Raw genomic sequence first — 16,132 nt, 5'->3', positions numbered from 1 at the left:
CTCCACCGGAAACAGGAGGGTGAGAGCGCCCCTTCCGGCGCTTCCGCGCTGGCGATCACTTCCGCACCGGGGCAGAAAAACGGCTTTTGTCGTCCCCCGCGTTCGATCCGTCGATGGCACCCGATCCCCACCTCGAGGCCGACCCCGCCGACCCCGTCACCCCCCGATCCCGGGTCGTCATCGACGCCGACGCCGACCGGTACCGCTACGTCTGCCCGAACGGCCACGCCGACTGGGATCGTACCAACAACCACCTCTGGTGTCGGGGCTGTCGGCGCCAGGCCGACAACGGCGCGGACGTCGATCCCGAACACCACCGCCTCTTCGACAAGAAACGCGAGGAGGTCGTCCCCTGGGAGGTCGTCGAGATCGACGGCCCACGGCGGGCGTGACTCCCGATGTCGATCCCCTCACTCACCCGACCCTCGCTCTCGACCGCCCAGCGCCTCGTCGGGCTGGCCTGTGCGCTCGCCTTTTTCGGGCTCGCCTACCGCTCGCTGGCCCCCGAGTACGCGCTGGGCTGGCCGACCATCGCCGGCGCCGTCGTCGTCATCGCGATCCTGCTGGGAAAGCTCGACCAGCTCGCGGCGGTGGTCGACGCCTGGCGTTAGGGCGTGGCCTCGACCCCGCTCCGCATGGCGTGGGGCGCGAGCGCGCCGTAGAGCCCGATCGCGTCGCCGAGGTCCGTCCGGCGGATCGGCGGCACCTCGGGGAGCGCGTAGTCCGCGAGACGGGGCCGGGCGCGCTCGACGATCTCCTCGAAGTTGGGCTCGCCGACGCCGCCGCCGACGGTGATCAGCCCCGGGTTGTAGGCGTTGACGACGGCACCGATCCCGGCGGCGTTGTAGCGCCCGATCCGGTCTAAGTAGTCGTCGGCGACGCGGTCGCCCGCCGCGGCGGCCTCGAAGACGTCCCGCGAGGTGAGCCCTTCGGGATCGAGGGCCGTCTCCCTGGAGTCGTCGGCGAGCAGGTCCGCGACGAAGCCGGCGATCCCCCGGCCAGAGCAGTAGGCCTCCCATGCGCCCGGGACGCCGGAACTCGAGCGCTCTTCGGGACCGATCGGGAGGAGGCCGACCTCGGCGGCCTGGCCCGCGGCGCCTCGGAGGACGTGGCCCCGATCGACGACGCCTGCGCCGATTCCCGTACCCATCGTGAGGTGGACGACGGAGTCGTGGCCCCGACCGCGGCCGTACACCCACTCGGCGAGCGCGCCCGCCGTACAGTCGTTTTCGATCCGGACCGGGAGGGAGGACTCCGCTTCGATCGCCGGTCCGAGCGGGATCTCCCGGACGACCTCGTTGTCGGGGGTGTCGATCTCGCGGATCGTCCCGCCGTCGATCAGGCCCGCACAGGCGATCGAGACCGCGTCGATCGTCCCGGCGCGCTCACGGAGGGTCTCGAGTCGGCCGTGGACCTGCTCGATCAGGTCGTCGATCCGGGTTCGTTCGACGTGGACGTCGCCCCGGAGGCCGGCGCCCGGCGAGCCGAGCGCCGAGCGGAGGTTCGTGCTGCCGATCCCGAACAGGGCGATCGTCTCGTCGGCCATCCTTCGGTACGATCCCCGAGAGCGGTATCAACCTATCGTTCCGCCGGACCGGCGTCCGACGCCTGCCTCGCCGGTGCGTTCGCCGGATTGCCGGCCCCTCTCTCCTCCCGGCGGGAATCGCCGGTGGGGCCTTCGGATCCGTCGCCGACGAGATCCTCGGGACCGTGGTTCTTCGGGTACTCGATCAGGGTCGCCCCCGCCCCCTGCCGTGAGAGATCGAACAGCCGGTCGGCGAACCGGTGCCACTCGGCGAGACACCGCTCGTGGAGCCGGAACCGGTGGTGGGTCGAGAGGTGGGGCGGCGGGCCGACGGCGACGGCCCCGCTCTCGACGCGGCGACCGCACCAGGGACAGGCCGGAGACTGCTCGGGCATGTCCCTCCCGGGGAGGCCGACCGGCTTTGTTACGCGTTCCCAACGGGCGGCGACCGGACGGTACGGGCCGCGTACGGTCCGTCCGGTCCGGCGACGATGGCGCCCGCCAACCGCGGGACGCGACGACGGCCTGCCGGATCGACAGCTATTTGATTCGTCTGGCGGTAATGTGGCTCCACGTTGATCGTCGCCGTCCCGGCCCGTCCTGGCCGCGTCCGAGCGACTGGAGGTTGATCTATGAAATATTGTTCCCGCCACACACACGGCACCGATCGCACGCTCGCCCCGGCCGAACCGTTCCCCGCGGAGCGAAAGCGATGACCGGCGCCGCGACCACGACCGTCTGCGTCGTCGGCCTCGGCTACGTCGGCCTCCCACTGGCGGTCGAACTCGACCGCAGCGGCCACGACGTCGTCGGCTTCGACGTCGACCCCGACCGCGTCGAGATCCTCGAGGGAGGCGTCGATCCGACCGGCGACGTCGGCGACGACGCGATCGCGGAGTCGGGAATCGAGTTTACGACCGACGAGTCGACGATCGAGCGCGCCGAGTTCGTGCTCATCGCCGTCCCGACGCCGGTCGACGACCTCAAGAATCCCGACCTCAAGTACGTCGAGGCCGCCGGCGAGACCGTCGGTCGAAACGTCGGTTCGGGAACGACCGTCGTCCTCGAGTCGACGGTCTACCCCGGGGCGACCCGGGAGATCCTCGCGCCCGCCCTAGAGGACGCGTCAGGTCTCACCGTCGGCGAGGACCTCTTCGTCGGCTACTCCCCCGAGCGCATGGTCCCCGGCGACGAGGAACACGGCCTGCGAAACGTCATCAAGATCGTCAGCGGCCAGAACGAGTCGGTCTTAGAGGACGTCGCCGTCCTCTACGAGTCGATCGTCGACGCCGGCGTCCACCGCGCCCCCGAGATCGAGGTCGCCGAGGCCGCCAAATGCATCGAGAACGTCCAGCGGGACGTCAACATCGCGCTGATGAACGAGCTCGCGGTCGCCTGTCACGAACTCGGCCTCGACACCCGATCGGTGCTCGACGCCGCTGGCACGAAGTGGAACTTCCACGACTACCGGCCCGGACTCGTCGGGGGCCACTGCATCCCCGTCGACCCCTTCTTCATGATCTACGAGCTCGAACGCCACGACTTCACCCCCCAGCTCATCGAGAGCGCCCGCGAGGTCAACGACTACGTCCCCGTCCACATCGCCGACCTCGTCCTCCGGGGGTTCAACGAGTGCGGGAAGGTCCCCCAGGAGAGTTCGGTGCTCGTCCTCGGACTCTCCTACAAGCCGGAGGTCGGCGACGTCCGGACCTCCTCGATCAACGGCACGATCGCGAAGCTCGAGGCATTCGGCTGTGACGTCGTCGGCTACGACCCCCACGTCGACCCGGCCGAAGCGCGCGACGAGTTCGGCATCGAGATCGCCGACGAGCTCGAAGTCGATGGGGTCGACGCGATCGTTCTCGCGACCCCCCACCGCGCGCTCCGGGAGGTCGACTACACCACCGCGACGAGCGCGATGGCCGCGAACCCGCTGCTGGTCGACGTCGACGGCGTCCTCGATTCCGACGCGCTCTCGAAGGCGGGGCTCGAGTACTACCGGCTGTAGCGCTACTCGAGGTAGCCCAGTCCACGCAGCTGTTCTGCGATCTCCTCGAACTCGGCTTCCGTGAGCTCTCCCGACTTCTGGTGTTGGATGACGATGCTGCGAAGCAGGAATCGCACGAGGTCGCTCGTGCTCTGGAAGCTGGTGCCCTCGATGGTCTCGTCGACGCGGTCGGCGAGTTCCTTCGGGATCGAGACGGTGGTGTAGTCGGACATGGTCGGTACCATCGCGGGCGGAGGGATAGGGCTGTCGGCAGCCGCGAGACCGGAGGCTCGGGACTGGTCCAGGACCGGCTTCGGACGGGTCCGGTGCGGTTTTGACGCGGGGAGGCGTAGGCCGCTCCATGGGCGTTCGGCCACCATCGGGAGGCGACGACGAGCCGGAGAGCATCGAGTTCGGGATCGCCGCCGTCGACGCACGGCTCAGGCGGACGGACCTCCCCTTTCCGGTCACCGAGGGGGAGGTCGCCGCGGCGCTCGGGGACGAGGAGATCGCCTACGACGTCCACGGGAACACGGTCGCCCTCCGGGAGATCCTGGAGGAGGTGGATCGCGAGCGCTTCGAGGACCGCCAGGAGCTGTTGAACGCGCTTCACCCCCCCTTCGAGCGCTACCGGAAGGACCGGAGCGGGAGCGTCGTCCAGCAGGTCCGCTCGTTTCTCCCCTTCTGATCACCGCTCGTCGTCGGCGGAGCACTCCGGTCGTCCCGGCTCCCGCCGGTCGCCGCCCCGCTCGCCGCTCCCGGAGACCTCCTCCCGCGAGGAGCGCCGGGTGATCCGCTCCAGGCGATGGCGCTGTTCGCGGTGGAGCGCGACGATCATGTCCGAGAGCACGCCGAACATGAGCAGTTGGACGCCCAGCAGGATCCCGCTTGCCGCGACCACCGCCATGATCTCGTGGCCCTCGCTGTAGCGGAGCCACTCCCAGAGGACGTACGTCGCGACGGCCGCCCCGCCGGCGACCGACGCCGCGCCGAGGCTCCCGAAGTAAAAGAGGGGGTTGGTGGTCTTGGCCAGCGAGTACAGCGTGAGCAGGATCGTCCCGCCGTCCCGGATCGGGTGAAGGTTCGTTTCCGAGGCGTCGGGGCGGGCGCTGTAGGAGATGGGGGCGACAGTCGTCTCGACGTCGCGTTTGACACACTCGACGGCGAGTTCGGTCTCGATCGTAAACCCCTCGGCCGACAGCGGCAGCCGACGGATCGCCTCCGTCCGGAACGCCCGGTACCCCGAGAGGATGTCGGCGTACTCGCCGCCGTGGATGAACCGGAAGGCACCGTTGACCAGCCGGTTTCCGACCCCGTTGAGCCGCGCCATCGCGTCGTCGTCCATGTCGGCAAAGCGGTTGCCGATGACGTGGTCGTAGCCCGCCGAAAGCGGCGCGAGCAGCGCCTCGACGTCGGCCGGATCGTAGGTGCCATCGCCGTCGACCAGGACGACGTAGGGAGTCTCGACCTCTTCGAGGGCTTCCCGGACGGCCTGGCCCTTGCCCGAGCCCGACTGGGTCATCACGCGCGCGCCGCGCTCGCGGGCGATTTCGCGGGTGTCGTCGTCCGAGTCGCCGTCGACGACGAGGACGTTCGTGTAGCCGCGATCGCGAAAGCCCGAGACGACCGCCCCGATCGTCGGCGCCTCATCCAGGGTGGGGACGAGCACGCAGACCGACTCCGGGGGGACCGGTCGGTCGACGTCCGCGGCGGGGCGATGGCGGGACACGACCTCGTCGCTCATCGTCTGTGCGTTTCCGGCGTCGGGAAAAAGGCTGCCGGTCGCCTCCGACCGCCTCAATCGACGACGACGTCGGGCTCGTCGGCCGGCTCGAACTCCTCGAACTCCCCATCGTCGTCGCCCCGGAACTTCCGGATGGCCAGCCCGAGGGCCACCAACACGAGAAGTCCGACGACGACGCCAACCGGTTTCCCGCCGCCGTCCTCGGCCGCGGCGGCCTCCTCTTCGTCCTCCGCTCCGTCGTCCTCGCCGATGGTCGCCTCGCCGATGCGCTTGGGGCCGAACTGCGTGTTTCCGTCCAGGTGCAACTCGATGAACGTGAGCGAGACCATGTCCGAACCGTCGACGACCGCACACTTAGCCGTTGTGCCGGCTGCCCCCCGATCGGTACGATTAAGTGTGCGTCACTTGCGGGTTCTCCCATGAGCGGACGACCGCTGGACGTCCTTGAGGCGTCGCTCGGCGAACGGGTCTCGGTCCGTCTGAAAAGCGGCGACGAGTACGTCGGCGACCTGACGGGGTACGACCAGCACATGAACCTCGTCCTAGAGGAGGTCTCGATCCCCGTTGAATCGACGGTCGGGGAGGAGCCACCGACCGAAGACACAACGATTATACGCGGCGATAACGTGGTTTCGATCACTCCATGACCGGCGCAGGAACCCCGAGCCAAGGAAAGAAGAACAAAACGGTCCACGTCAAGTGCCGGCGCTGTGGCGAGAAATCCTACCACACGACCAAAAAGCAGTGTGCCTCGTGTGGCTTCGGCAAGTCCGAGAAACAGCGGAGCTACGCCTGGCAGGGCAAGACCGGCGACAACTGACTTCCTCCGGCCAGTCTCTTTCGTTCGTCGGCTCTTCTCTCGTCATCCGATTCCGAGAGCGTCGCCGTCGTGACATCCTCCCGCGCCTGAAGACGCGGGCCTCCCACGCCCACGAAAAGGGCGGTTCGTTGGGACCTTCTGGTTTCGAGTCCGACGAACTCATGGCGGTGCCACGCCGCCGGTACTCCTATCCCACACGGGACTCGGAGGTACGTGGTTGTGTTTCGTCGGTCTGCGTTCCCGAGGGCTTACTTTTTGATGAGGCAAACACCGAGTCAACTGCCAGTTTTCGGGGTGTCGAGACGCGACGGTTCTCCGTCCCGGCGACGGATAGATATACGCCCGTGGGGCACCGAACCCTTCCGATTCGGGCGTTTGAACGGATGAAGACGGCGATTCATCCACGCCGTTTACGGCGTGGTATTCTCGCCTGCGAGTCCTATAACCGTTTCGCGGCTCGCCTACCGGCTCACCGCTTCGCTTCGAGGCCTCGTTCGCGTCGCTCACTCGGCCTCGCCCGTTTCGCGGGTCGCTGTCGCTCCCCGCTCCACGTCGAGGCTTCCTTCCTCACTTCGTTCGGTCGTCAGCCTCGCCGGTCTCCACTCTCCCATCGGCGGCGAGCCACTCCGTGAGGCTCCCCTCGTAGAAGGCGACGTCCTCGTAGCCGAGGTGAGAGAGGACGACGTAGGTGTGACTGATCCGGCGGGCGGTGTTGCAGTAGAGGACGATCTCCCGGTCGGGCGTGATCCCCCGCTCCGCCAGGAGCGCCTCGAGTTCCTCCTGGGGCTTCAGCCCGCGGCTCTCGTCGTCGACGACGGTCCGCCAGTCGAGGCGGACCGCGCCGGGGAGCCGGGCCTCCTCGAACTCGAACTCCTCGCGGGTGTCGACGAGGAGGGCACCACGGTCGAGGGCCGCCTCGACTCCCGCCCGGTCGATCAGCGGGCTCGCCTCGGACGGGAGGGGTGTCGGCTCGTACTCCGTCGCTCCGGGCTCGACGGTGCCGGACTCCGTGGGGTGCTCGCGGCTCCAGGCGCTGTAGTCGCCGGAGAGCAGGCGGACGTCCTCGTGGCCGTAGACGAGCGCGGTGACCAGAAACCGGGCGGCGAACACGCCGTGGGTGTCGTCGTAGGCGACGATCGTATCGTCCGCCTCGATCCCCGCTTCCGACAGCAACTCCCCGAACGCCTCGCTCCCGGGGAGCATCCCCGGCGCGTCGTCGCCCTCGTCGCGGAACCGATCGAAGGGGACGTTGACCGCGCCGGGCAGGTGGCCGATCCCCTCGTACTCCCAGGACTCCCTGACGTCGACTATCCGCGGGGGGTCGTCGGTCTCGAGCCGTGTCGCGAGCCAGTCCCGGGAGACGATGGGGTCCATGACCGCCCGCTACGGACTCCACGTACAGAACACCTCGGTTCCGACACGATCAGCTCCGGTTCCAGGGTCCGGGCAAAAGTCTCCGGTACTCGCCCCGGCGACGACGGACCGACCCTCCCGCGAACCTCCGTTTCCGGCCCACGACGGCCTCGGCGACGGCTCGCCGGGCCGATCGGCACCCGAGCCGGGCCACCTTCCGGCAACAATACCCGGGACGATCGAGCGACGACCGTATTGACCGGATCGGAAGTACCTATGGGGCAGGGGCGTCTATCGCCGGGCATGGCAGAGACCGAATATGCCAACGACGTGCTCGTATCGGCCGACTGGGTCGAGGACCATCTCGAGGAGTTCCAGGACGACGACTCCGGTCTCCGGCTGGTGGAGGTCGACGTCGACACCGAGGCCTACGAGGAGGCCCACGCACCCGGCGCCATCGGCTTCAACTGGGAGACCGAACTCCAGGACCAGACGACTCGGGACGTCCTCTCGAAGGAGGACTTCGAGGACCTCCTCGGGAGTCACGGCATCAGCGAGGACGACACCGTCGTCCTCTACGGCGACAACTCCAACTGGTTCGCGGCCTACACCTACTGGCAGTTCAAGTACTACGGCCACGACGACGTGAAACTCCTCGACGGCGGCCGCGAGTACTGGCTCGAGAACGAGTATCCGACGACCGACGAGGAGCCCGAGTTCTCGGCGACCGAGTACGACGCCTCCGGCCCCCGCGAGAGCATCCGAGCCTACCGCGACGACGTCGAGAACGCGATCGACCGCGGCCTACCCCTGGTCGACGTCCGAAGCCCCGAGGAGTTCTCCGGCGAGGTGCTGGCTCCGCCGGGACTCGACGAGACCGCCCAGCGCGGCGGCCACGTCCCCGGCGCCCAGAACATCTCCTGGGCGGCGGTCACCAACGACGACGGCACCTTCAAGACCCGCGAGGAACTCGAGGAGCTCTACGCCGACCACGGCATCGGCGGCGAGGAGACCACCGTCGCCTACTGCCGGATCGGCGAGCGTTCCTCGGTCGCCTGGTTCGCGCTCCACGAACTGCTCGGCTACGACGACGCCATCAACTACGACGGTTCCTGGACCGAGTGGGGGAACCTCGTCGGCGCGCCCGTAGAGACCGGCGAGGCCGACGACTGAACGAAGTGAAAGCGGAGGCCTCGATGTGGAGCGGCGACGGACGGAGCCGCGAAACGGGCGAGGCCGAGTAAGCGACTCGATTTCTTTACTGCACGAACTGCGTGGCGAACGGTACTGAACCGGTGAGCGGCTCGAAGGGGTCGCCGACCGCTCGAGCCGTCGGTTCCGCGGGTCGGCTTCGCCTCCGCTCCACCACGAGACCTCGTTCGCATCGCTCACTCGGCCTCGCTGACGACAGACATAACTCGGGACCGATCGTATCGGCGGGTATGACCGATGGCGAGGACTTCGTCGAGCGAATCGAATCCGAGAACCAGACCGAACTCTCGCGGCTTGGCTCCTCGAAGTCGCTGTACGCCGCGACCGAGGGCGAGATCGACGTCGACCCGGTGCTCCGTGCGACCGCCGACGCCGAGTACGCCGCCTGGCAAACGTTCGAGTCGTGGGCCGAAAGCGAGGGCGACGACCGCGCCCGCGAGGTCTTCGAGGCGACCGCCGACGAGGAGCAAGACCACTACGAGACCGTCGTGGACGAACTCGGCGACCACGATCCCGAGGAGGGGGAGACGCCGGCACTCCACGACTACCTTCGCGGTCTCGGGGACACCCCCGAACGGCTCGGCGGGCTCGTCGGACGCACCCTCGCCAGCGAGCGCTCGAAGAGCCAGGTCGTCGGCTTCTTCGTCGGCGATGCCGACCCCCAGACAGCCGCGCTGTTCAGGGAGTTCGGCGACGATTTAGACGACCAACTCGATCGCGCGCTCGACGCTCTCGAGGCGGCCTGTACCGACGAGGAGATCGAGCGCGCCGAGGAGGCCGCGACCGGTGCGATCGGAGCCGCCTACGAGGAGTACGTCGAAGTGTTGGAGGGGATGGGCGCGAACCCGAAGCCCGTCTGTTGATCAGACGCCCTCTAAGGTCTCTCGATAGCTGGTGATCGCCGCGAGGGCCTCGCCGACGTGGTCGGCGACCGGAGTGTCGCCCTGGTCGTCCGAGATCTCCGAGAGGGCGTGTTCGTGGCGCGCGAGCCGGCCGTGGTCGACGCCGCTGTCGTCCTCGGCCATTCGCTCGAACTGTTCGGCCTGCCGATCGAGCCGGTCGGCCACCGACTCGTCGTCGGCGGCCTCTTCGGCTTCCCGGAGCGATCGTGCCGCGGTTCCGAGTGGTTCGTTCGTCATCAGGGGACCGTTCGCCCGAACGGGTCAAAACCGTTGTGCTGTGCTCACAGCGAGACCGTATCGAGGTCGGCTTCGAGGTCCGCGACGTGGCCGTTGAACGCCTCGACGAACGCGCCGACGTCGTCGGCGTACCGCCGAAGGTCCTCGGGCGTCGCGGGACTGTACTGCGAGAGGAGATAGACCCCGCCCTCGCCGCCGATCCGGAGATAGCTCGTCCGCCCCTCCTCCCACTTCAGTTCCCAGCGGGTCCCCGAGACGGTCGTCGTGTAGGAGCCATAGGAATCGCCGTAGCGGTGGAGTTCGTCCGCCATCGCGTCGGCCACCTCCCGGATGCGGGCGACGATCCGGTCGCGTTCGGCGACGGCCTCCGCGGTCGAGGCGACCTCGGGGAACTCCGTCGGGACGTCCGCCAGGACGTCGTCGTAGGAGGCGACGAACGCGTTGAACGCCGCGACGAAGGCGTCGTAGTCGGCCAGCGCCGTTGCGAGCGCCTCCGGTTCGGGAGGCTCTCTCGTCGAGACGACGTACGTCTCCCCGCCCGTACGGGGCTCGTATCGGAGGTACTGGACGTCGCCGCCCTCGTACTTCAGCGTCCAGCTTCCGCCGTCGGTGTCGAACGTCTCCCGTCCGTAGTCCCCGCCCTCCAGGAGCGCCAGCTCGCGAGCGGCCCGCCCCGCATGCGAGCGAACGTCCTCGAGGACCTCGTCTCTGGCAGCGGCCGCGTCGTCGGCCGACTCGATCTCCCGCTCGAGTCCGTCGGTCATACCATCGGGAGGCGCCGAGCGGGGTTAGGTGGCCCGCTTTAGAGCACCGGCTCCTCCGCGAACGCCGCAGGTGTGACTGTCTCGCGGTCTCCGCCCGCCCCCCACTGCTGCTTCGAAGTGGAAAGTGAAGGGAGCCATCCAAGCAGTAGCGCTAAACGAGTTCGTGACGAGTGTCCTCTCGACCGTGAGTCAGAACGAGTACGAGCAACGGACGTTTTTCTCATGCGAGATCTGCAATATCGTGTACGCAGGGTTCGAGAAGCCGCCCATCTGTCACAACTGCGGGAACGATACGTTCATCAAGGTCGTTCCGACCGGTGATGCTGCTGATCGGTAGGGCCACCGCTCGACGACGGTCGTCGATCCCGAACCAGGAGCGTCAGCGAAATCGGCGGTACGCCCGGAGAAGGAGGGAAGCAGCCGTACCAGCCCCGGGAACGCGAGAGGACAGGGCCGCAGCACCGAGGAGAAATAGCCCGCCGAGACGGCGCCCCTTTAGGATCTCCATCGCCGCATCGATGACCGTCGTTACTGTACTCGCGTTCTTGAGCAGACCAGCTCGATCACTTGTTGGCATCGGTATGAGAAGGACAACGCCTCCAGGCACTAAACCGCGCCGGGTTGCGTGTATCACGAGAGACGATGAGTTCCGTCCTGGTTTCGACTGTAGACAGGCCCCCGGACCGCTCCCGAAAGGACCCTGATAAGCCCTGCTGCTTCGGATTCCCAGGTAGGGTCCCGATCTCTGAGGGGACCGAAACTATCGGAGCACGCCAGAAGGTGACCGGTCGGCATCGAACCGGACGTATCGCGCGTCGTACGAATCCGAGGCAACCACGCTCATACCCGTGGCTCAGAGGATCATGTACAAGCCTAGGCCGGGATTTGAACCCGGGCTCTCGTCCTTACCAAGGACGCGCTTTACCGCTAAGCTACCCAGGCGCGCATCCGTTCGTTGCCGTGAGTCGTCTTTATGGGTTTCGGTTCCCCGGTCAGGGGTCGGTCGCCGACGTCGCCCGGTCGGCCCGGCCGCCATCGCCGGGACCCGCCTCGGAGTCGGCGGCGTCCGCGGGCTCTCGGTCGTCCTCCCGGCGGTCGGCCCCCGGGCTCGCGCCGGCACCACCCTCGAGAACGCCCGTACAGCGATCCGGCGGGGGGAACTCGGTGCCGCGGGCGACGTCGCCGGCGTCGGCGAGGATCGCCCGGGTCGGCGTCGCGCCGACCGCGGCGGCGCCGGCGAGGACCGCGAGTTCGGCGACGTCGCGCTCGAGGCCCGCGTCCAGGGCGTCGGCGTCGGCCCCGGGCTCCTCCCGGCGGCTCTGGTCGCGGCCGAACGCCTGGACGGTCCGGACGGCCTTGCCGGCGGCGTCGGTCCGGGCGAGGACGTAGAACCCGCGGGCGACGAGGATGTCGGCGGCGAGGATCTCGAGGTCGCTTCGCTCCCGGTGGTCGTCCCAGGGCTCCTCGTGGGCCAGCCGGCGGGTGAGCGCGAGCCCCTCGTAGATGAGCTGGACGCCGGCGGCCCGGCGGGCGACCGCGTCGCGGTCTGCGTCGGGATCGGCGGCGACGGCGCTCTCGACGGTGAGGACGGCGGGGGTCATCGACGCGTCGTCGATCGTCTCGGCGATGACCGCCTGCAGTTGGGAGGGCTCGACGTCCGCGACGGCGTCGCGAGCGGCCCGTCGACAGCGTGCGACCCGGTCCATCAGCGGGAGGTAACGGCGGGGGAGCCAAAGGCCTTTGGAACGGGCGGTCGGCGCCGTGCCTCGGGGAGAGAACGCCGTCGACGCCCTCAAGGAGCCGGGCGATCAGGGAAGCGGATCGGGCGCCGGCGGCGCGGCCCGTTTGTGGGCGCTTCGCTCGTATAGCCCGCGGACGGTCTCGATCGCCTCGCGGTCGACGCCGAGCTCCCGGCGGGTCGCCGCGGCCGACAGCGGGCCGTCGATGTGGAGCGCGAGGATCGAATCCAGGGTGTCGTAGTCGAGGCCGAGTTCGGCCTCGTCGGTCTGTCCCTCCCAGAGCCCGGCGGTGGGGGTCTTTTCGGCGAGGTCGTCGGGAACGCCGACGTGGCGGGCGAGCTGGCGGACCTGCCGTTTGTAGAGGTTGCCGATCGGGTGGCAGTCGACGGCGCCGTCGCCGTACTTCGTGAAGTAGCCGACGGCGGCCTCGCTCCGGTTGCCGGTGCCCAGCACGAGCCGGTCGTCGTGGTTCGCGACGAGGTAGTTCAGCACGGCCCGGACGCGCGCCCGGGCGTTGCCGACCGCCACCTGATCGCCCTCGGCCTCGGGGTAGGCCGAAAGCAGCGAGCCGACGATCGGCTCGATCTCGATGATGTCGTAGGAGAGTTCCAGGTCCATCGCGACCCGTTCGGCGTCGCTCATGTTGTCGTCGTCGCTGACGGTGCCGGGCATCACGAGCCCGTGGAGGGCGTCGGCGCCCAGCGCCTCGGCGGCGAGGTAGGCGGTCAGCGTCGAGTCGATCCCCCCCGAGAGCCCGAGGACGGCGCCGTCGGCGCCCGCGGCGTCGGCCGTCTCGCGGATGAATCCCGTAACGTGTTCGCGGCGGGTCTCGAGTTCGGCCTCCGAGAAGCGAAGGTCCAGCATCGGGCGGCCGTAGGTGACCGGCGGCCAAATAGCCTCTCCCTCGGGAGAAAAAATGGACGTCCGTCCGCTTCGCCGGCGACCGCCGGCCCCACGGACTCCCGGTGTGGGGAAGCGCTACGTTCAAGTGTCACGGCCCGGAAGTCGGGAACGCGCACCGGTGGTCTAGTGGTAGGACATGAGCTTCCCAAGCTCATAGCCCGGGTTCAACTCCCGGCCGGTGCATCCGAGACGTCTTCTGTGGGCGAGTCGACCGACGGCCGACCCGGCCGAACCAGAGGCCGGCGGCGGACGACGATGACCGAACGCGCCGGCGTCGGCACCCCTTAACGAAAAGGTACTTATTCTCCAGTTACGTTTCCCCCGACAAGAATGGTTGCAATAGAAACAGATTCGCTCGAGCGGCGGTTCGGGAGCGTCCAGGCCGTTGAGGAGTTGGACCTCGAGGTCGACGAGGGGGAGGTGTTCGGCTTCCTGGGACCCAACGGCGCCGGGAAGTCGACGACGATCAACATGTTTCTGGGGTTCGTCCCGCCGACCGCGGGGTCGGCGACGGTGCTGGGTCACGACGCGGCCACCGAATCGCTCGCGGTCCGCCAGCGGACGGGGGTGCTCCCGGAGGACTTCGGCGTCTACGAGCGGCTCACCGCGCGCAAGCACGTCCGCTTTGCGATCGACTGCAAGGGAGCCGGCGACGACCCCGACGCCCTCCTCTCTCGCGTCGGGCTGGCGGACGCGGCCGACCGCAAAGCGGGGGGGTTCTCGACGGGGATGCGCCAGCGCCTCGCCTTCGCGATGGCGCTTGCCGGCGAACCCGAGCTCCTGATCCTCGACGAGCCCTCGTCGGGACTCGACCCCAACGGCGCCCGCGAGATGCGCGAGATCGTCCGCGAGGAGGTCGACCGGGGTGCGACCGTCTTCTTCTCGAGTCACATCATGGAACAGGTCGAGGCGATCTGTGACCGCGTCGGCGTGATGCGCGAGGGTCGGCTCGTCGCGTGTGACTCGATCGCGAGTTTGAAACGCGACCTCGACGTCGATTCGCGACTGGTCGTCGAGGTCGACCGGGTTCCCGAGGGCATCCGCGAGGAGCTTCTGGCGCTCGAAGGCGTCTCGGCGGTCCGGATCGACGACGGCGAGATCGAGGTCGCGCTCTCGCGGGCGGGCCGCAAGACCGCGGCCCTCGACGCCGTCGAGCGCTCGGGCGCGGCCGTCGAGGACGTCAGTACCGAGGAGCCATCGCTTGAGGACCTCTTCGAGGCGCTGACGACCGAATCCGAGGTGGCCCCATGAGCTGGGCCCACATCGCGCGCAAGGACTTCGCCGACGCCGGCCGGTCGCTGACGCTGTGGGTCGTGACGGGCCTGTTGATCCTGCTCGTCGCGGGGATGACCGCGATCCCCTCCCTGCTCGAGACCGAGGAGCCGTTCGGACAGGCGCTGTATTTCCTGTTCTCGGCGGTCGCGCTGGTGATCCCGATCGTCGGCCTCCTGTTGGGGTACAACGCCGTCGTCGGCGAACGCGAGTCCGGGAGCATCCGCTTCCTGCTCGGACTGCCCAACACCCGCCGGGACGTCGTTTGGGGGAAGCTCCTGGGCCGGACGGCGGTCGTCGTCGTCGCATCGGTCGTCGCCTTCGCGGTCGGCGCCGGCGTCATCGCCTGGCTCTACGACGGGTTCGTCGTGAGCGACTACCTCGCACTCCTCGCCTTTACCGTGGTGATGGGCCTCGTCTACCTCTCGATCGCGATCGGGGTCTCGGCGAGCGTCTCCTCTCGGGGGAAGGCGATCGCGGGCGTCCTCGGCCTATTCGTCCTCTTCGACGTCGTCTGGCAGTCGGTGCCGATGGGTATCTACTACCTCCTCGAGGGAAGCTGGCCGACCCTCTACGGCGAGGGGTCGCTGCCGGCGTGGTTCGTCCTCGTCGAACGGCTCTCCCCGGGGCAGGCGCTGTCGGCCGTCGCCATCGAGATCGTCGACGTCATCGACGTCGCCGAGATCGACCTCACGGCAGCGGGACGGGTCGCCGGCGAGGTGCCTTTCTACCTCGAGACCTGGTTCGCGGGCGTCATCGTCATCGCCTGGATCGCCGTTCCGATCGCGATCGGCTACGCGCGGTTCTCGCGGGCGGTGCTGAACTGAGACCGCAAGATCCTCCCGCTCTCGCGGCGAAGCCGACCCATGCCGACGGCGAAAAACGGCGACGTGGCCATCCACTACGAGCGCGAGGGCAGCGGCGAGCCCGTCGTCTTCGTCCCCGAAGCCGGACTCGGGGGGTGGCTCTGGGGGTGGCAACACGCCGCGCTTTCGGGTCCCTACGGGACCGTCGTCTGGGATCTCAGGGGGACCGGACGCTCGGACGCCCCCCCGGGACCGTACTCGCTTTCGACGCTCGTCGGCGACCTGCTGGCGGTCCTCGAGGAGTGTGAGATCCGAAAAGCCCACCTCGTCGGCTGTGGCCTCGGGGGCGCGGTCGCCCTCGAGACGGCCCGCCGCTCGACGCGCGCCGAGACCCTGACGCTGTTCGGGACCGCCCCCGCCGGCGAGGGGTTCGCCCTCGACCCCCTCTTCGCCCCGCCCGGCGACCGAGAAGCGATCCGGGACTCGCTCGAGGTCGCCCTCTCCGCGGAATTCCGCCGCGACCAGCCCGACGCGATCGAGGGGATCGCCGACTGGCGGGCGGAGGGCGACGCCGATCGCCAGGGCTGGGCGGCCCAGATCGCCGCCCTCTCCGGGTTCGATGCCACCGACCGGCTCGTCGAAATCACTCAGCCGGCGCTCGTGGGAGCGGGAACCGCGGATCGGCTCGTTTCTCCCGAGGGGAGCCGCGATCTCGCCGACGGCCTCCCGCGCGGAGAGTACGTCGCCTGGGAGGGCGCGGGCCACTTCCCCTTCGTCGAGCGCTCCCGGGAGGTCAACGACCGCCTCGCGGGTTTTCTCGCCGAGCACGGCACGTAATCGCAACCCCTCCCTCTACGTCGCTGGCCCC

At 68.8% G+C, this 16,132-nt stretch carries 23 protein-coding genes and 2 tRNA genes; 13 read left to right on the top strand and 12 right to left on the bottom strand.

The features are described from left to right. Positions 1–113: 113 nt before the first annotated feature. Together DVH23_RS13600 and DVH23_RS13595 are read left to right on the top strand one after the other, a co-directional pair. Positions 114–392 (top strand): hypothetical protein, encoded by a 279-nt coding sequence (locus DVH23_RS13600; RefSeq protein WP_198667928.1) that lies wholly within the window; start codon positions 114–116, stop codon positions 390–392. Positions 393–398: 6 nt separating this feature from the next. Beyond that, complete coding sequence (locus DVH23_RS13595) at positions 399–611, top strand: hypothetical protein (protein ID WP_114577971.1); 213 nt, start codon at positions 399–401, stop codon at positions 609–611. Here the strand turns inward: DVH23_RS13595 and DVH23_RS13590 are convergent. Both DVH23_RS13590 and DVH23_RS13585 read right to left on the bottom strand, forming a co-directional pair. After that, complete coding sequence (locus DVH23_RS13590; RefSeq protein WP_114577970.1) at positions 608–1,546, bottom strand: ROK family protein; 939 nt, start codon at positions 1,544–1,546, stop codon at positions 608–610. The two genes, DVH23_RS13595 and DVH23_RS13590, sit on opposite strands and share 4 nt — an antisense overlap. A gap of 32 nt (positions 1,547–1,578) precedes the next feature. Continuing rightward, positions 1,579–1,920: a hypothetical protein gene (locus tag DVH23_RS13585; protein WP_114577969.1), complete on the bottom strand. Its 342-nt coding sequence runs from the start codon at positions 1,918–1,920 to the stop codon at positions 1,579–1,581. Positions 1,921–2,237: 317 nt separating this feature from the next. Here DVH23_RS13585 and DVH23_RS13580 point away from each other — a divergent pair, with 317 nt between their 5' ends. After that, positions 2,238–3,533: a nucleotide sugar dehydrogenase gene (locus DVH23_RS13580; RefSeq protein WP_114577968.1), complete on the top strand. Its 1,296-nt coding sequence runs from the start codon at positions 2,238–2,240 to the stop codon at positions 3,531–3,533. Positions 3,534–3,535: 2 nt separating this feature from the next. On the opposite strand, the gene DVH23_RS13575 is transcribed toward DVH23_RS13580, so the two are convergent. After that, positions 3,536–3,745, bottom strand: a complete 210-nt coding sequence (locus DVH23_RS13575; protein ID WP_114577967.1) for a ribbon-helix-helix domain-containing protein — start codon at positions 3,743–3,745, stop codon at positions 3,536–3,538. A 128-nt stretch (positions 3,746–3,873) separates the two neighbouring features. On the opposite strand from DVH23_RS13575, the gene DVH23_RS13570 reads away from it, so the two are divergent. Then, entirely contained in the window at positions 3,874–4,200 is a 327-nt protein-coding gene (locus DVH23_RS13570; protein ID WP_114577966.1) for a hypothetical protein, read from the top strand. Here DVH23_RS13570 and aglJ read toward each other — a convergent pair whose 3' ends face one another. Beyond that, the gene (gene aglJ, locus DVH23_RS13565) at positions 4,201–5,256 is read right to left on the bottom strand and encodes an S-layer glycoprotein N-glycosyltransferase AglJ (RefSeq protein WP_114577965.1); all 1,056 of its coding nucleotides are present in this window, start codon (positions 5,254–5,256) and stop codon (positions 4,201–4,203) included. It abuts the gene before it with no gap. A 53-nt stretch (positions 5,257–5,309) separates the two neighbouring features. Then, positions 5,310–5,585: a hypothetical protein gene (locus DVH23_RS13560; protein ID WP_114577964.1), complete on the bottom strand. Its 276-nt coding sequence runs from the start codon at positions 5,583–5,585 to the stop codon at positions 5,310–5,312. A 90-nt stretch (positions 5,586–5,675) separates the two neighbouring features. On the opposite strand from DVH23_RS13560, the gene DVH23_RS13555 reads away from it, so the two are divergent. Together DVH23_RS13555 and DVH23_RS13550 are read left to right on the top strand one after the other, a co-directional pair. After that, positions 5,676–5,903: an LSM domain-containing protein gene (locus tag DVH23_RS13555; RefSeq protein WP_114577963.1), complete on the top strand. Its 228-nt coding sequence runs from the start codon at positions 5,676–5,678 to the stop codon at positions 5,901–5,903. After that, positions 5,900–6,076, top strand: coding sequence for a 50S ribosomal protein L37e (locus DVH23_RS13550; RefSeq protein WP_114577962.1), 177 nt, complete (start codon positions 5,900–5,902; stop codon positions 6,074–6,076). The genes DVH23_RS13555 and DVH23_RS13550 overlap by 4 nt, the downstream gene beginning before the upstream one ends. Positions 6,077–6,643: 567 nt before the next feature. Here the strand turns inward: DVH23_RS13550 and DVH23_RS13545 are convergent. Further along, complete coding sequence (locus DVH23_RS13545; protein ID WP_114577961.1) at positions 6,644–7,450, bottom strand: sulfurtransferase; 807 nt, start codon at positions 7,448–7,450, stop codon at positions 6,644–6,646. Positions 7,451–7,732: 282 nt separating this feature from the next. Here DVH23_RS13545 and DVH23_RS13540 point away from each other — a divergent pair, with 282 nt between their 5' ends. Then, a complete protein-coding gene (locus DVH23_RS13540; protein WP_114577960.1) occupies positions 7,733–8,602 on the top strand; it encodes a sulfurtransferase in 870 nt (289 codons plus the stop codon). Between the two features lie 269 nt (positions 8,603–8,871). Beyond that, on the top strand, positions 8,872–9,504 hold the full coding sequence (locus DVH23_RS13535; protein ID WP_114577959.1) for a rubrerythrin family protein: 633 nt from the start codon (positions 8,872–8,874) through the stop codon (positions 9,502–9,504). On the opposite strand, the gene DVH23_RS13530 is transcribed toward DVH23_RS13535, so the two are convergent. Then, positions 9,505–9,780 carry a hypothetical protein gene (locus tag DVH23_RS13530; protein WP_114577958.1) on the bottom strand — a complete coding sequence of 92 codons (276 nt, stop codon included), beginning with the start codon at positions 9,778–9,780 and terminating at the stop codon, positions 9,505–9,507. A gap of 44 nt (positions 9,781–9,824) precedes the next feature. Beyond that, positions 9,825–10,544 (bottom strand): hypothetical protein, encoded by a 720-nt coding sequence (locus DVH23_RS13525; RefSeq protein ID WP_114577957.1) that lies wholly within the window; start codon positions 10,542–10,544, stop codon positions 9,825–9,827. Between the two features lie 124 nt (positions 10,545–10,668). Here DVH23_RS13525 and DVH23_RS13520 point away from each other — a divergent pair, with 124 nt between their 5' ends. Continuing rightward, a complete protein-coding gene (locus DVH23_RS13520; RefSeq protein ID WP_114577956.1) occupies positions 10,669–10,881 on the top strand; it encodes a hypothetical protein in 213 nt (70 codons plus the stop codon). 42 nt (positions 10,882–10,923) lie between these two features. On the opposite strand, the gene DVH23_RS24580 is transcribed toward DVH23_RS13520, so the two are convergent. The 4 genes from DVH23_RS24580 to DVH23_RS13500 form a co-directional block, all read right to left on the bottom strand. Further along, the gene (locus DVH23_RS24580; RefSeq protein WP_114577955.1) at positions 10,924–11,121 is read right to left on the bottom strand and encodes a hypothetical protein; all 198 of its coding nucleotides are present in this window, start codon (positions 11,119–11,121) and stop codon (positions 10,924–10,926) included. Between the two features lie 293 nt (positions 11,122–11,414). Further along, positions 11,415–11,486 (bottom strand) — tRNA-Thr (locus tag DVH23_RS13510). 50 nt (positions 11,487–11,536) lie between these two features. After that, positions 11,537–12,250 (bottom strand): hypothetical protein, encoded by a 714-nt coding sequence (locus DVH23_RS13505; RefSeq protein ID WP_114577954.1) that lies wholly within the window; start codon positions 12,248–12,250, stop codon positions 11,537–11,539. Positions 12,251–12,352: 102 nt separating this feature from the next. Further along, positions 12,353–13,147, bottom strand: coding sequence for an NAD+ synthase (locus DVH23_RS13500; protein ID WP_114577953.1), 795 nt, complete (start codon positions 13,145–13,147; stop codon positions 12,353–12,355). A gap of 151 nt (positions 13,148–13,298) precedes the next feature. On the opposite strand from DVH23_RS13500, the gene DVH23_RS13495 reads away from it, so the two are divergent. The 4 genes from DVH23_RS13495 (at position 13,299) to DVH23_RS13480 (ending at position 16,101) form a co-directional block, all read left to right on the top strand. Next, positions 13,299–13,369 (top strand) — tRNA-Gly (locus DVH23_RS13495). Positions 13,370–13,516: 147 nt separating this feature from the next. Then, positions 13,517–14,437, top strand: coding sequence for an ABC transporter ATP-binding protein (locus DVH23_RS13490; RefSeq protein ID WP_114577952.1), 921 nt, complete (start codon positions 13,517–13,519; stop codon positions 14,435–14,437). After that, positions 14,434–15,285 (top strand): ABC transporter permease subunit, encoded by an 852-nt coding sequence (locus DVH23_RS13485; RefSeq protein ID WP_114577951.1) that lies wholly within the window; start codon positions 14,434–14,436, stop codon positions 15,283–15,285. The genes DVH23_RS13490 and DVH23_RS13485 overlap by 4 nt, the downstream gene beginning before the upstream one ends. A 39-nt stretch (positions 15,286–15,324) precedes the next feature. Further along, entirely contained in the window at positions 15,325–16,101 is a 777-nt protein-coding gene (locus DVH23_RS13480) for an alpha/beta fold hydrolase (protein WP_114577950.1), read from the top strand. The last annotated feature ends 31 nt before the right edge of the window (positions 16,102–16,132 follow it).

Origin of the sequence: Saliphagus sp. LR7 (assembly GCF_003344565.1) — an archaeon.
Taxonomy (GTDB): domain Archaea; phylum Halobacteriota; class Halobacteria; order Halobacteriales; family Natrialbaceae; genus Saliphagus; species Saliphagus infecundisoli.
The sequence above is the reverse complement of the archived record's forward strand: the minus strand, read 5'-3'. Positions and strand labels throughout refer to the sequence as shown.

What these genes read in the sequence shown, in the direction of transcription:
- DVH23_RS13540 (WP_114577960.1), top strand. Translation starts at nt 7,733, where the DNA reads ATGGCAGAGACCGAATATGCCAACGACGTGCTCGTATCGGCCGACTGG.
- DVH23_RS13585 (WP_114577969.1), bottom strand. Translation starts at nt 1,920, where the DNA reads ATGCCCGAGCAGTCTCCGGCCTGTCCCTGGTGCGGTCGCCGCGTCGAG.
- DVH23_RS13560 (WP_114577964.1), bottom strand. Translation starts at nt 5,585, where the DNA reads ATGGTCTCGCTCACGTTCATCGAGTTGCACCTGGACGGAAACACGCAG.
- DVH23_RS13595 (WP_114577971.1), top strand. Translation starts at nt 399, where the DNA reads ATGTCGATCCCCTCACTCACCCGACCCTCGCTCTCGACCGCCCAGCGC.
- DVH23_RS13505 (WP_114577954.1), bottom strand. Translation starts at nt 12,250, where the DNA reads ATGGACCGGGTCGCACGCTGTCGACGGGCCGCTCGCGACGCCGTCGCG.
- DVH23_RS13480 (WP_114577950.1), top strand. Translation starts at nt 15,325, where the DNA reads ATGCCGACGGCGAAAAACGGCGACGTGGCCATCCACTACGAGCGCGAG.
- DVH23_RS13485 (WP_114577951.1), top strand. Translation starts at nt 14,434, where the DNA reads ATGAGCTGGGCCCACATCGCGCGCAAGGACTTCGCCGACGCCGGCCGG.
- DVH23_RS13555 (WP_114577963.1), top strand. Translation starts at nt 5,676, where the DNA reads ATGAGCGGACGACCGCTGGACGTCCTTGAGGCGTCGCTCGGCGAACGG.
- DVH23_RS13525 (WP_114577957.1), bottom strand. Translation starts at nt 10,544, where the DNA reads ATGACCGACGGACTCGAGCGGGAGATCGAGTCGGCCGACGACGCGGCC.
- DVH23_RS13575 (WP_114577967.1), bottom strand. Translation starts at nt 3,745, where the DNA reads ATGTCCGACTACACCACCGTCTCGATCCCGAAGGAACTCGCCGACCGC.
- DVH23_RS13530 (WP_114577958.1), bottom strand. Translation starts at nt 9,780, where the DNA reads ATGACGAACGAACCACTCGGAACCGCGGCACGATCGCTCCGGGAAGCC.
- DVH23_RS13500 (WP_114577953.1), bottom strand. Translation starts at nt 13,147, where the DNA reads ATGCTGGACCTTCGCTTCTCGGAGGCCGAACTCGAGACCCGCCGCGAA.
- DVH23_RS13545 (WP_114577961.1), bottom strand. Translation starts at nt 7,450, where the DNA reads ATGGACCCCATCGTCTCCCGGGACTGGCTCGCGACACGGCTCGAGACC.
- DVH23_RS13535 (WP_114577959.1), top strand. Translation starts at nt 8,872, where the DNA reads ATGACCGATGGCGAGGACTTCGTCGAGCGAATCGAATCCGAGAACCAG.
- aglJ (WP_114577965.1), bottom strand. Translation starts at nt 5,256, where the DNA reads ATGAGCGACGAGGTCGTGTCCCGCCATCGCCCCGCCGCGGACGTCGAC.
- DVH23_RS13590 (WP_114577970.1), bottom strand. Translation starts at nt 1,546, where the DNA reads ATGGCCGACGAGACGATCGCCCTGTTCGGGATCGGCAGCACGAACCTC.
- DVH23_RS13490 (WP_114577952.1), top strand. Translation starts at nt 13,517, where the DNA reads ATGGTTGCAATAGAAACAGATTCGCTCGAGCGGCGGTTCGGGAGCGTC.
- DVH23_RS13600 (WP_198667928.1), top strand. Translation starts at nt 114, where the DNA reads ATGGCACCCGATCCCCACCTCGAGGCCGACCCCGCCGACCCCGTCACC.
- DVH23_RS13580 (WP_114577968.1), top strand. Translation starts at nt 2,238, where the DNA reads ATGACCGGCGCCGCGACCACGACCGTCTGCGTCGTCGGCCTCGGCTAC.
- DVH23_RS24580 (WP_114577955.1), bottom strand. Translation starts at nt 11,121, where the DNA reads ATGCCAACAAGTGATCGAGCTGGTCTGCTCAAGAACGCGAGTACAGTA.
- DVH23_RS13570 (WP_114577966.1), top strand. Translation starts at nt 3,874, where the DNA reads ATGGGCGTTCGGCCACCATCGGGAGGCGACGACGAGCCGGAGAGCATC.
- DVH23_RS13550 (WP_114577962.1), top strand. Translation starts at nt 5,900, where the DNA reads ATGACCGGCGCAGGAACCCCGAGCCAAGGAAAGAAGAACAAAACGGTC.